The 12,170-nt window shown below is 71.0% G+C and carries 11 protein-coding genes; 8 read left to right on the top strand and 3 right to left on the bottom strand.

Annotated elements, in window-relative coordinates:
* The first annotated feature begins 13 nt into the window (after nucleotides 1-13).
* Both QIT00_RS31170 and QIT00_RS31165 read left to right on the top strand, forming a co-directional pair.
* Nucleotides 14-2,011 (top strand): helix-turn-helix domain-containing protein, encoded by a 1,998-nt coding sequence (locus tag QIT00_RS31170; RefSeq protein ID WP_282538804.1) that lies wholly within the window; start codon nucleotides 14-16, stop codon nucleotides 2,009-2,011.
* 201 nt (nucleotides 2,012-2,212) lie between these two features.
* Nucleotides 2,213-3,784 carry an FAD-dependent oxidoreductase gene (locus tag QIT00_RS31165; protein WP_282538803.1) on the top strand — a complete coding sequence of 524 codons (1,572 nt, stop codon included), beginning with the start codon at nucleotides 2,213-2,215 and terminating at the stop codon, nucleotides 3,782-3,784.
* Nucleotides 3,785-3,858: 74 nt separating this feature from the next.
* On the opposite strand, the gene QIT00_RS31160 is transcribed toward QIT00_RS31165, so the two are convergent.
* Nucleotides 3,859-5,097, bottom strand: a complete 1,239-nt coding sequence (locus QIT00_RS31160; protein WP_282538802.1) for an IS701 family transposase — start codon at nucleotides 5,095-5,097, stop codon at nucleotides 3,859-3,861.
* A 433-nt stretch (nucleotides 5,098-5,530) separates the two neighbouring features.
* Between QIT00_RS31160 and QIT00_RS31155 the strand changes: the two genes are divergently transcribed.
* From QIT00_RS31155 to QIT00_RS31145, 3 genes are all read left to right on the top strand, one after another.
* Nucleotides 5,531-6,328 carry an SGNH/GDSL hydrolase family protein gene (locus tag QIT00_RS31155; protein WP_282538801.1) on the top strand — a complete coding sequence of 266 codons (798 nt, stop codon included), beginning with the start codon at nucleotides 5,531-5,533 and terminating at the stop codon, nucleotides 6,326-6,328.
* 13 nt (nucleotides 6,329-6,341) lie between these two features.
* Nucleotides 6,342-7,121 carry an aminotransferase class IV family protein gene (locus QIT00_RS31150; protein WP_282538800.1) on the top strand — a complete coding sequence of 260 codons (780 nt, stop codon included), beginning with the start codon at nucleotides 6,342-6,344 and terminating at the stop codon, nucleotides 7,119-7,121.
* A 104-nt stretch (nucleotides 7,122-7,225) separates the two neighbouring features.
* A complete protein-coding gene (locus QIT00_RS31145; RefSeq protein ID WP_282538799.1) occupies nucleotides 7,226-8,365 on the top strand; it encodes a UDP-N-acetylglucosamine--N-acetylmuramyl-(pentapeptide) pyrophosphoryl-undecaprenol N-acetylglucosamine transferase in 1,140 nt (379 codons plus the stop codon).
* A 40-nt stretch (nucleotides 8,366-8,405) separates the two neighbouring features.
* Here the strand turns inward: QIT00_RS31145 and QIT00_RS31140 are convergent, their stop codons facing one another.
* Together QIT00_RS31140 and QIT00_RS31135 are read right to left on the bottom strand one after the other, a co-directional pair.
* A complete protein-coding gene (locus QIT00_RS31140) occupies nucleotides 8,406-8,831 on the bottom strand; it encodes a hypothetical protein (protein ID WP_408909892.1) in 426 nt (141 codons plus the stop codon).
* 67 nt (nucleotides 8,832-8,898) lie between these two features.
* The gene (locus QIT00_RS31135) at nucleotides 8,899-10,110 is read right to left on the bottom strand and encodes a helix-turn-helix domain-containing protein (protein WP_282538847.1); all 1,212 of its coding nucleotides are present in this window, start codon (nucleotides 10,108-10,110) and stop codon (nucleotides 8,899-8,901) included.
* Between the two features lie 321 nt (nucleotides 10,111-10,431).
* On the opposite strand from QIT00_RS31135, the gene QIT00_RS31130 reads away from it, so the two are divergent.
* The 3 genes from QIT00_RS31130 to QIT00_RS31120 are packed head-to-tail and all read left to right on the top strand — an operon-like array spanning nucleotide 10,432 to nucleotide 12,145.
* Nucleotides 10,432-10,878 carry an ATP-binding protein gene (locus tag QIT00_RS31130; protein WP_282538798.1) on the top strand — a complete coding sequence of 149 codons (447 nt, stop codon included), beginning with the start codon at nucleotides 10,432-10,434 and terminating at the stop codon, nucleotides 10,876-10,878.
* Complete coding sequence (locus tag QIT00_RS31125; protein ID WP_282538797.1) at nucleotides 10,875-12,002, top strand: radical SAM protein; 1,128 nt, start codon at nucleotides 10,875-10,877, stop codon at nucleotides 12,000-12,002. Before QIT00_RS31130 ends, QIT00_RS31125 begins: the two co-directional genes overlap by 4 nt.
* A gap of 14 nt (nucleotides 12,003-12,016) precedes the next feature.
* A complete protein-coding gene (locus QIT00_RS31120; protein ID WP_282538796.1) occupies nucleotides 12,017-12,145 on the top strand; it encodes a hypothetical protein in 129 nt (42 codons plus the stop codon).
* The last annotated feature ends 25 nt before the right edge of the window (nucleotides 12,146-12,170 follow it).

The following is a 12,170-nucleotide window of genomic DNA, read 5'->3' as shown; positions in this document are numbered from 1 at the left end:
TGGGGGATGCGACATGTCCGGCTATATCGGTGGCGATGACGACGGGGGCGGCGGCGGGGACGGCACGGACGACGTGGTGTTCTCCGTTCTCGAACTGCTCGCGGAGGAAGCGGCGGTGGGCCGCATCGACGCGCTGCTCCAGCGCGCGCGGCGGTCCGGCTCCCCGCCCGCGGCGCTCGCGCGCGCCGAACGCGCGGTGCAGCTCGCCCGCGAGGTGCACGCCTCGTTCGAACGCGGCCGGCAGCGCGAGGCCGGTTTCGCCGCGCTCGTCGACACCGCCCGCGATCTCACCCTCCCGTACGACCTGGACACGCTGCTCAGCGTCATCACCCGCCGAGTGCGGCTGCTGCTCCACTTCGACATGGCGTACGTCTCGCTCCGCGACAGCGACAGCGACAGCGACGACGCGATGGTCATCCACACCTCGGAGGGCTCGACCACCGCGCTCAACACGGGACTCCGCGTCGAGGGCGGCAGCGGCCTCGGCCACCGGGCCCTGACCACCGGCGCGCCGCTGTGGACCGCGGACTACCTGAACGACGACACGATCCCGCACTCCGCCGGCATCGACGAGGTCGTCGAGGCCGAGGGGCTGCGCGCCATCATGGCCGTACCGCTGCGGCACGGCGACACCAACGTGGGCGTGCTCTACGGCGCCGACCGCAAGGTGCGCCACTACACGCCCGACGAGATCGGCCTCATCTGCTCCCTCGCCGACCTCGCGGCCGTCGCCATAGAGAAGGCCGGACTGCTGCAACAGGCCCAGGACCAGGTCGCCGAACTCGAACTCGACGGCTTCCGTACGCGCACCAGCCTGATCCGGCTCGAACAGCTCGGGGAGTCCTACAGCCGCATCATGGGCCTGCTCGTCGCCGGCGCCGACCTGACCTCCGTCGCCAAGGCCGCGGGCGACGCCCTCGACGGCACGCTGCAGATGCGCGACCCGGCGGGCGGTGTCGTGGCCGCGGGCGGGGAGATACCCGACCTCGACGAGGACGCGATCGCCAAGGGCGTGCTCGCCGCGCACGCCCAGCGCGCGCCCGTCCTCGCCGACGAGCGCACCTGGGTCACCCCCGTCGTCGCCGGTACGGAGGACCTCGGCGTCCTCGTCCTGCGGCCGGTCACCCGCCTGGTGGGGCAGGACAGTTGGCTGCTGCAGACCACCGCGCAGGCCTTCGCCGTGCACCTGCTGATGCAGCGCAGCGCCGCCGTCGCCGAAGGGCCCGTACGCGACGAACTCCTCGACGAGCTCCTGGACGCCTCGGCCTCCACGCAGTCCCCGCACCAGATCGCCCAGCGGGCCCGCCGCCTCGACATCGACCTGGAGCAGCCGCACGTCCTCGTCGCCGCCCGGCCCGAGGGCGGGGAGCAGGGCAGGGCCGTGGTGTGGGCGTCGTCGTACGCGTACCGCATGTCCGGGCTCAAGACCGTGCGGAGCGGCTGCATCGTGCTGCTGCTGCCCGGCACCGACGCCTCCGCGGCTGCCCGTGCCGTCGCCGACGAACTGGCGCCGCTGCTCGGCCACCCGGTCTCCGTCGGCGCGGCCGGGCCGGACTTCTCGCCCGCCGAGGTCGCGCGGATGTACCGCGAGGCGATGCGCTGCCTGGACGCCCTCACCGCCCTCGGCGGCGCGGGCTGCGCGGCCGCCGCGAACGACCTGGGCTTCCTCGGCCTGCTGCTCTCCGACGACTACGACGTCGACGGCTTCATCGGCGCGGCCCTCGGCCCGGTCCTGGAGTACGACGCGGAGCGGCTCACCGACCTCACCCGCACCCTGGAGGCCTACTTCGCCTCGGGCAGCAGCCCCACCAACGCCGCCGAGGCGCTGCACGTCCACCCCAACACCGTCTCGCGCCGCCTGGAGCGGATCACCGAACTCCTCGGCAGCGACTGGCAGAAGCCGGGCCAGGCCCTGGAAGTGCAGCTGGCGCTGCGGCTGCAGCGGGCCAGGAGAGTGCTGCGCGACCGGGACGGCGGCGGCGGAGGGCGACCGGCGGACGACACCGTCTGAGCCCGCCGCCGCGCCCTCGCAGGGTGGCTGATCTGCGGCGCTCCGCCGTGGCCGGATCTGTGTACCTGACAAATATCCCGGCGGGACCTCGTGACGAGCCGTGTGCAGCCGTGAACCTGGAGGCGCAGAGAGAGCGGGAGCGGCTCACGAACGGGAGCGGCTCACGCAGCGAGAGCAGCTCACGAAACGGGAGCGTGAAACGTGAACACCGCCGAAGCCACCCCCCAGACGGCTCCCTCGGCCACCCGGCACTCGTCCTCGGAAGGGGCCGACGCCATCCCCACCGTGACCCCCGAGGACGCCCGCTATCCGGACATGATCAGGGGGCACGGCAACAACCGGCACGTGGCCTCGCCCGAGGCCATCCGCCTGCCGTCCACCACGGAGCACGTCGTACAGATCGTCAGGGAGGCGGTCCGCGACGGGAAGCGCATCGCCCTGCGCAGCGGCGGGCACTGCTTCGAGAACCTCGTCTTCAACGACGAGAGCGAGATCATCGTCGACATGCGGATGATGGACAAGGTCGGCTTCGACGCGGACCGCGGCGCGTTCCTCGTGGAGCCGGGCGCCACCCTCCTCAAGATCTACGAGCAGCTGCACATGGGCTGGGGCGTCACCCTGCCCGGCGGCGGCTGCTACGCCACGGGCGCCGGCGGCCACTTCTCCGGCGGCGGCTACGGGATCCTCTCCCGCAGGCACGGTGTCCTCAGCGACCACCTCTACGCGGTCGAGGTCGTCACCGTGGACGAGCGCGGCGAGGTGCGGGTCGTCGTCGCCACCCGCGACCCCGAGGACCCGGACCACGACCTCGCCTGGGCCGTCGCCGGCGGCGGAGGCGGCAACTTCGGTGTCGTCACCCGCTTCTGGATGCGCAGCCGCGACGCCGAGGGCGCCCCCGGCGACCTGCTGCCGAAGGCCCCGGCCACCGTCTTCTCCACCTTCGCGGCCTGGTCCTGGGACGAGATCTCCGAGGAGGCCTTCGCGAACTTCATGTCGGCGTACGCGGACTGGTCCAAGGCGCACGGCGGGCTCGACTCGCCGTACCTCGACCTCGGGCACTGGATCTTCCTGCAGCACGCGGAGAAGGGCACGTTCAACGTCGTCGCGCAGATGGACTCCACCGTGCCGAACGCGCGTCAACTCGTCGAGGACTTCATCGCGTTCGCGATCGACGCGCTCGGCGTGCAGCCGCGGATGAACAGCATCAGCGAGAAGCCGTTCCTCAAGGCCACCGCGCAGACCATGACCGCCGGTGAGACCATCACCAGCCCCAGCCTGCGCACCTCGCACAAGTCGACGTACATGAAGGAAGCCTTCCCGGCGCACCAGATCGAGACGATCTACCACTACCTGACGAAGACCGAGAACCCCAACCCGTACAGCTTCATGGTGATCAACTCCGTGCGGGGCATGATCAGCGCGCTGCCCGACGACGCCACCGCCGCCACCCACCGCGACGCGCTGTGGCTGGTCTACTTCGAGTCGTACTGGCACAACGAGGAGGACGACCGGCGCAACGTCGAGTGGCTGCGGGCGTTCTACCGGGAGCTGTACGCCGACACCGGAGGCGTGCCCGTACCCAACGGCGTCACCGACGGCTGCTACATCAACTACCCGGACAACGACCTGAGCGACCCGTCGTTCAACACCTCGGGCCTCTCCAGCCAGGAGCTCTACTACAAGGACAACTACCCGCGGCTGCAGCGGGTCAAGAAGGCGTACGACCCCACGGACTTCTTCCGCCACCCGCAGTCGATCGAACTGCCGGAGTGAGTTCCGGCCACCCGGAACGCCGGAGGGGGCTGGTGAGAACCAGCCCCCTCCGGCGTTCGTCCGTCGGCGCCGCTCTACGCCGCGTTCTCCAGGCCGAGATCGAGGCCGAGGCCGTCGTCCCCGGCCGAGAGCACCCTCGCGGCGTGTGCCGCGGAGGCCAGCGTGATGTGCCGGTGCCAGCCGCGGAAGGACCGCCCCACGAAGTCGCGAAGGCCGACCTCCTCGCCGACCTCGGCGAAGTCCTGCTCCACGCGGCGGGTCAGCTTCGTCAGCCGCAGCAGCGGCGCGACCGGCGCGTTCGTCAGGTCGGTCAACCAGACCTGGACCGGGGGGCGTTGCGGGTCGTGCCACTCGCCGAGCAGCAGCATCGGGCGCTGCCGGCCCGTCTGCGGGTTCAGCAGGGACACCCGTACGACCGAGGCGAGGGACGTGCGGGAGGTGCGCCCGGCGGCGGGGTCGAGCCAGTGCACCGGGCGGCGCAGGCCCTTCGTCGACTCCAGGATCTGCTGGGCGGGCAGCGGGCCCGCGCCGAAGCCCGGCATGGCACGGTCGGCGACCGTGAGCCGGCACGACGCGCCGATCCGGCCCAGCACCGGCACCCGCGCCGCGGCGAGCCGCGCGAGCGTCGGGCGTACGGAGCTGCCGCGCAGGTCGAGCAGGACGGGACGGCGCGTCACGCCCCAGTTCTGCGCGGCCTCGATCGCCACGGAGGCGGCGCACTCCTCCTGGCTCTCGCACCCGAGGCCCTCCGGAACCTCCGCCCGGTCCCGTCGCTCGTGGTCGTTGACCCACTGATCGGGCAGCATGAGACGCCAGTTGACCGGCGCGCTCAGCTCCTCCGAGGCGAACCAGACCCCGAACGCCTGCTGCCCGCGGAACATCTGGCCCAGCTGCGGGGCGAACAGCCGGTCCACGCCCACCGAGTGCTCTCCGGCCTTCGGGATGTGCAGGGAGCGCACCACCCAGGCCCGCGGCGTGCAGGACCGCTCCAGATATCCGGCGAGCGCGGCCCGCATGGGCTGCCAGTCCCAGGTCGAGCTGGAGATGAAGTGGTGCAGGGCCTGCTCGGCGGCGGCACCGCCGACGTGCGCCGCGATGTTCCGGATGGACTTGCGGCCCTCGGCGAACAGGAGGCCGCGCAGATACTGCTCGGCCTTCATCCGCTGGTCCTTCCTGCGGAACTCCGCGAACAGGGCGGCGCTGAGCTCGGTGACGACGCCGTCGTAGCCGGCGGCGTCGGACGTCAGGGGAGCCCGATGGCGTATCGGGCCTGGTACGGCAGCGTTCCTTCTCCTCAGAACAATCGTGTTCACAACGTTCCCCCATCGGTTGGGCAGCCCCTCAGCTGCACCTCAACCGTCGGGTCGGAGCGGGTGCCTGAACGAGGTGTGCCGCTCACCCACTTGAGCCGCGCTCCGGTGCCCGGACCACCAGGAGGCCTGCCGTACGGCCCGTGGGCGGCGCCCGCAGGGGGGAACGGGGACGCGGGGGTGTGGCCGGGCCACCATGCGCCAGTGAGAGGGCCGTGAGACGGCCATGGGAGGGCCCATGGGAGGGGCCATGACACGGCCTACGTGACACACTCCCACCAGGAACTTTGACCCTTGCGGGCCCGTGGCCCACCATCACCGCACCAGGGCAAGGGTGCAGGAAGCCGGCCGCCCATGGCGCCTGGCGCGACACCGGTACCCCGGCCGCCTTGGCGGCGAGCACCGCCGACCGGATCCGGAGTTGAGAAGTGCCGACGTGACCACAGCATCGAGAAGGGCGGTCGGGCACCCCGTCGAGTCGTACGCGGCGCTCGGCGACTGCCTCGCCGCGCACCGTGAAGGCCCGGGCCGTGACGCCCCGTTCCCCGACTGGGCGGACCGGCTCGCCGTGCTGCTCGCCGAGGAGCGGCCCGACGGCGTGCTGCGCTACCGCAAGGCGGCCCCCGGACGGTCCCTGGACCACATCGTCGCCGAACAGCTCACCGCCGTACGGGAGTTCGCCCCCGACCTGGTCGCCCTGCGCGCGGGCGGCCTCGACCTGCTGCGCCCCGACGCCGACCCCGACGCGCTCGCCGAACGCCTGGAGACCGCGGTCGCCGAGCTGTGCGCACCCGCCCGTACCGTCCTGCTGTTCACCGGCATCGACCCGCGCCCGCTGCCGGTCCCGCGCCACGCGCGCGCCAAGGCCGCCACGTACACGGCGCATCTGAGGGCCATCGCGGACCGGCACGGCTGTCCGGTCGCCGACCTGTGGTCGCTGCGCGCGCTGCGCGAGAGCCGCGCCTGGGACGAGGGCGGGCTGCGGCTCTCGGACCTCGGCCACCGCCAGATCGCCGCCGAGGCGGCCAGGGCACTCGGCCTGCACCACACGGTCTCCGACGGCGAGTTGGTGCGTACGACGGCCGACGGTTCCCGAACCGAGCTGCGCCGCCCCGACACCGCCTGGCTCCGCGACTACCTCGCCCCGTGGCTGGCCCGCCCGCCGAGACCGCGGACGGGACCTCGGGCCGCGCCCCGGACGGCCCCTCGCCGCGGGGACGAAACGCGGTCCTGAGATCCTGGGCCGCATGGCGACACTCGACGGAGAGCCGGTGCAGCCCGACGAGCTGCTCGGCCTCGCCCTGCTCAACTACGGCCACTTCACGTCCATGCGGTGCGACGCCGAGGGCCGGGTGCGCGGCCTCGCCCTGCACCTGGAGCGTCTCGTACGGGACTGCCGGACCGTGTGGGGAGCGGAGCTCGACCCCGAGCGGGTGCGGGAGCTGCTGCGGCGGGAACTGGCCGGGCAGGACGGGCCGTGCGTGCTGCGCGTGACCGTCTTCGACCCCGGCCTCGACCTCGGCCGCCCGGCCGCGCCCGCCCGGCCCCGGCTGCTGCTCACCCGCCGCCCGGCGGGCTCCCTCACGGCCCCGCCGCTGAGCGTCACCGCCGTACGCCACGACCGTGACCTGCCCGCGGTCAAACACGTCGGCCTCTTCGGCACCCTCCGCGCCCGCCGCGAGGCCCAGGCCGCTGGGTACGACGACGCCCTGTTCGTCGACGCCGAGCGCCGGGTCACCGAGGGCGGCACCTGGAACGTCGGCTTCGTCCGGGACGGCGAGGTGCTCTGGCCACAGGCGGACGTCCTGCCCGGGGTGACGATGGCACTGCTCCGCGCCCACGGCACGCACACCCGGACCCCGCTGACGCTCACGCAGGCGAAGACCATGGACGCCGCCTTCGCCACGAACGCCTCGGCCGGCGTACGGGCGCTGTCCCGCATCGACGAGGTCGAGTTCGCGACGGACCATCCGCTCCTTGACGCGCTGCGCGCGGCTTATCTGGGGGTGGTGGGGGAGCGGCCGTAGGGAGCCGCCGGTCTGGCGAGCGGGGCACGCGCGGCGCAGGGGGAGCGAGTAGCGTGCCCGCTGTGAAACTCGAATCGAACCTTCCACATACTCTCCGGCTGATCGTGACGGGGGGAGGGACCGGTGGTCATACCTATCCCGCTCTGACCGCCGTCCGTAGGCTGCGGTCGCGGCTTGCCGCTCAGGGCAGGGCTCTTGAGGTGCTGTGGATCGGTACGACCGAGGGGCTTGAGGCGCGGGTGGCTCCGGCCGAGGGCATCGCGTTCACGGCGGTCGCGACGGGGAAGATTCGCCGCTCGTCCAATCCGTTGAAGATGCTGGGCCCGGCCAATGTGAAGGACATGGCGCGGGTGCCGCTGGGTGTCGCGCAGGCGCGGAAGAAGATCGCCGAGTTCGCCCCGGACGTCGTGCTCGCCACGGGCGGGTACGTGGCGGTGCCGGCCGGGCTCGCAGCGCGGATGTGCAAGCGCCCGTTGGTGCTGCACGAGCAGACCGTCCGGCTCGGGCTCGCCAACCGCAAGCTGGCCTCTTCGGCGACGTACGTGGCGGTGTCGTCGGAGTCGACGCTGCCGCTGCTGCCGGAGGCCGTACGGCCTGTGGCGGTCGTGACGGGCAACCCGGTACGGCCGGAGGTCCTGGCCGGGCAAGCGGACAAGGCGATCAGCACGCTCGGTCTGACCGGCTTCGACCGGCGCCTCCCGACCCTCTACGTCACCGGTGGTGCGCAGGGTGCGCAGCAGATCAATCGTGTGGTCGGGGACGCGTTGGTGTGGCTGCTGGAGCGGGCGAACGTGGTGCATCAGTGCGGCCCGGACAACGTGGCATCCTTGCGTGGGCTCGCGGCTGGGCTTCCGCCGGAGCTTGCGGGCCGCTATCACCTCACCGGGTTCGTCGGCCCGGAGCTTCCCGACGTCCTGGCGCTCGCCGATGTCGTGATCTCCCGCAGTGGTGCGGGCACGCTCGCCGAGCTGACCGCCCTGGGTAAGCCGGCGGTCTTCGTGCCGCTCGCCTCCGCGGCGGGGAACGAGCAGACCCACAACGCCAGGCTTCTGCAGGAGGCGGGTGCGGCCCTGTCGTTGGAGGGCGAAGTCACCGCGGACCAGTTGCGGGAAGCGGTCAGCCCGCTGCTGTTGGACCCGTCCCGACGGGCGGCGATGGCGGACGCGGCGCGTGCGCATGGACGACCGGACGCGGCGGACAGACTCGTCGACGTGATCCTGTCCGCTGCGTCCGGTCGTCCATGACCGCGTACGCCCGTGCTCGCGTCGGGTCTGCGAGCAGCAGCTAGTCCCGGGTCGCGCCCTCAGGCCACACCACGTCGACCGGAACCCCGGTACGCCTCGCGTAGGTCACGACGTCGGCCGTCCCGCCGTAGCCGCGAGCCGGTTGTCCGTCCCACACGGCGATGAGCCGGTCGACCAGGCCGACGAGGACTTCACTTCCTGCCATGTGGGCCTGTGAAGTCGACTCGCGCATGCCGGTGTGGTGCACCTCGGCGGCTCGCGCGAGCAGCTTGTCGTAGGTGGCATGGTGCGAGTGGGGCAGTCCCTCGCGGTACTGCTCGGCAGGCACGACGACCTCGATCCGGCCTCCGCCGTCGAGCACGGCCTCGGCGAACCAAGCGTCAGGCCCGTCTGCGATGCACGACACCCCGCACAGCTCGGCGGCGTCGTACTGCTCCAACTCCTTGTCGAGGGTGTCGCGAACCATCCGTTCAACCTGGGCGGACAGTCCACGGTGACCGGTGATCCCCAAACGCACAGTCATCCCCTCTCAGTCACAGGAACACGCCATGCAGGCGGTCGTCGAAGTCGCGCACGACTTTAGGGGGCGTGGGCCCGGAGTACGAGCGGCGCACAGCGCGCGCCCGCTCGACGATGCGCCCCGACTTGTACCGCAGTCCCGTCTCCAACGCCCGGGCGGCCATGGTGAACGCGCCGTCGAGGCGCCCTGCTGCGAGGTGCCCCGACGCGATGTCGAGCATGAGCAGCGCACGTTGCTTGTCATGCCCGGGAGCCATCACTTCAGCCGTTGATTCCCGCGCCCCTGAGATCCATCGGGGCAGCCCGAGACGTGCCCCGCACGAAACTCGTAGTGCTGCGACTTTCGCCTCAGTAAAGGAGAAGACCCACGGCCAGGGCGGCGCCTCTTCGTGCTTGACCTGCTCGGCCCTACGAGCTGCTGCGGTCAGTGCTTGATCAGTTGAATCTGGATCGCCTACCGCAGCATGGGCCAAGGCTTCGACACCGGACAACCATGCATCCGCGATGGCCGGCAGGCCATCGCCGAGTTGCTTACGTGCCGACCGCGTGAGGGTGAGCCCCTGTGCAGCGTTGCCCGCGTGCGCCTCGAACTGGGCGAGGCTGCCCAACTGGTAGGCAGCGAGCAGGGGGTTGGCTGAGCGGCGAGCAGCTTTGATCGATGCTCCGTACCAGGTGCGGGCAGACCCGTTGTCGCCCATATCCCAGTGCAGCCACCCGGCGAGGCTCGCGACTTCACTGCCGACTGCCGCGAGTCTCGCCCGCTCCTCGTCGGTCTCCGCGTCCTGCGCGACTGCCTGCGTCAACCGCAAGTGCGAGAGCACCGTGTCGACGAGTTGCCGCGACGGCGTCGTTCCGTCGAGACGGCGAAACGCTGTCGTGGCTGCGCGAAGTGTGGCCGCCTGCGCGGAATCCACCGCGAAGGCCTGCTGCGTGGGTGCCATGGAAAGCGCAGGCGCTACGGCGATCGCCGCGACCCCTCCCACAAAGCTGCGCCGTTCCACATCGGTTCCGTTTCCATCCCCCCGCGCAGCGACTGCCGCCGTGTGGTCAGCGAGGCCGACGAGGTGCGGGGGAATCTGAAGGTGGTTTGCCACTCTTGCCAATTGGGCGGTGTCGTACGACCCCACGCCCCTCCCCTCAAGGCGCGAGACCGCCGCTTGACTTGTCCCGCACGCCTCCCCGACCTGGCGCTGCGATAAGCGAGCCTCAACTCGAGCGAGCTTCACAACCCGTCCGTAGTCGCCTGTTCTCGACGCTTCCCGGATTCGCTGCGAGGACCAGTTCACGGCTTCGTTCTCCCCCACTTGGTACGCGTCGTAAGCCCGCGGTGCGGAAGCGGTACTCGCTTCGCGATTCACCGTATGCGCTCAGCGAATGATTCGTGGCCCTTCCGCGCTGCTCCCCAGTTGAGTGATCGCACGACGACACCACGGAGGGACACGATGGCGAACGCGACGACGGAGCAGGCATGTTCCTACTGCCCGGCACCCGAGCCTGATACTCCCCGAGGTGACACGGACACCGTGCCTGGGAGCGGAGCACTTCGGATGACGACCACCACCCTCGCCAAGCCGGTACGAGCCCGCACGACGCCGACCGTGCACACTGAGCGGACGTTCAGCCGTACCCGCAGGGCAGTACCGCAGTCACGCCGATTCGTACGCGAGGCGATCACCGACTGCGTACCGGACGACCGAGCCCAGGACATCCTCGTCTGTACGTCCGAACTGGCTACAAACGCACTCCAACACACCCCGCTCGGCCGCATGTTCCGTCTCTGCGTCACCGTCACGCCCGACGCCCTGCGCCTCGAAGTGCACGATGCCAGCGACCGTACGCCGCAGGTACGTGAGGCCACCGAGGACGAGGACCGGGGTCGCGGCCTGCTGCTCGTCGCGACGCTCGCCGACGACTGGGGCACCTCATGGCGCGACGGCCCCGGAAAGATCGTCTGGGCCGCCTTCCGGCTCGCTGCTGTGGGGAAGCCCTCATGACCAAGACACGGCGGGAATCCCCGCATGACCTGATCGTGAGCCCGTTCCTCGACGAGCACCTCGTGCTCCGCCCCGGTAGCTCCCGCGGCGTCAGGATCAGCGCACACCACTACCTCGAACTACGCCAACTCGCCACCGCCCGTGTCCCGTTACCCTCGTGGCTGCGCAATGTCGCGCGACGCGGTTGGGATCTCGAACTCGCCGACCGGCCCACCGACGAGGCCCTGCTCATCCGCGGCACGTCGCCCTACGGGCACGGCAGAGCCTCGTACGAGGTCAACAACGGCTGTAACTGGGCGTGCACGCACTGCGTGTACGGCGCCAAGCGGCACGAGGGCCTCGCCTGGGAGCCACGCAAGAGGCTGCTGCACATCCTGCGGGACGCCGGGGTTCTCTGGCTTGAGCTCGGGGGCGGCGAATGCACCATCGACCGGCACTTTCCCGAGACGTACGCAGTCGCCTACGACCTCGGCATGATGGTCGAGATCCTCACCAACGGCTCGACCCTCTCACGGCCGCACATCCTCGACCTGCTCACCACCCGACGGCCCTACCGCGTGACCCTCAGCGTCTACGGTTCCACCGAGGCCACGTTCGACGGATTCACCGGGCGCCGAGGCGCGTACCGGAAGTTCGTCCGTGGACTGGATGCCGCGCGGGAGGCCGGTCTGCCCCTGTCACTGAGCGTCGTCGTCACTCGCGAGAACGCCCACGAGGCGCCCGCCATGCGCGAGCTCGCCGCCCGCTACGCCTCCCGCGTGCGCGAGTACAGCCACATGTCGCCGAGCTTCACCGGCGACGCCGAACCCCTCGCGCAGCAGGCCCCCGAGTACCTGCACAACCGGACCCCGTTCACCGGATGCGACGCGGGCCACACGTCGTTGAACGTCAACCCCTTCGGCCTGGCGAGCGTCTGCAAGATCTCCCGCGACCATCCGATCCCGCTCCTGCAAGAGGGGGTCGCGGGTCTGTCCCGGCTCGGGGACATCGCCGACCGAGCACTACAGCGCCACAGCGGGTGCGGTGGCTGCTCGCTCCAGCAGACATGCACCACATGCATGCCGCTCGTGACGCTGTACCGCAAGGCCGGCTCGTCCCTGGACCGCTACTGCCAACACGCCTGAAGGGAGGTACACCCATGACAGCCATCGCCGTAGAGATCATCCCGCGGCCCGAGGTCGACGACGAGTTCGACGTCGTCGAGGACCTCGACACCGTCGCCGGAAACGAGGTCATGCGCGGCTGCGGGAACGACAACCCGTACTGAGCCACGCCTCGTTGAGGTCGCCCGC

Source organism: Streptomyces luteolus (assembly GCF_029968015.1).
Classification (GTDB): Bacteria; Actinomycetota; Actinomycetes; order Streptomycetales; family Streptomycetaceae; genus Streptomyces; species Streptomyces luteolus.
The sequence above is the reverse complement of the archived record's forward strand: the minus strand, read 5'-3'. Positions and strand labels throughout refer to the sequence as shown.

Bases quoted from the DNA above. Each gene is read 5' to 3' on its own strand.
- QIT00_RS31170 (WP_282538804.1), top strand. From the start codon at position 14: ATGTCCGGCTATATCGGTGGCGATGACGACGGGGGCGGCGGCGGGGAC.
- QIT00_RS31150 (WP_282538800.1), top strand. From the start codon at position 6,342: ATGGCGACACTCGACGGAGAGCCGGTGCAGCCCGACGAGCTGCTCGGC.
- QIT00_RS31140 (WP_408909892.1), bottom strand. From the start codon at position 8,831: ATGGTTCGCGACACCCTCGACAAGGAGTTGGAGCAGTACGACGCCGCC.
- QIT00_RS31130 (WP_282538798.1), top strand. From the start codon at position 10,432: ATGACGACCACCACCCTCGCCAAGCCGGTACGAGCCCGCACGACGCCG.
- QIT00_RS31125 (WP_282538797.1), top strand. From the start codon at position 10,875: ATGACCAAGACACGGCGGGAATCCCCGCATGACCTGATCGTGAGCCCG.
- QIT00_RS31120 (WP_282538796.1), top strand. From the start codon at position 12,017: ATGACAGCCATCGCCGTAGAGATCATCCCGCGGCCCGAGGTCGACGAC.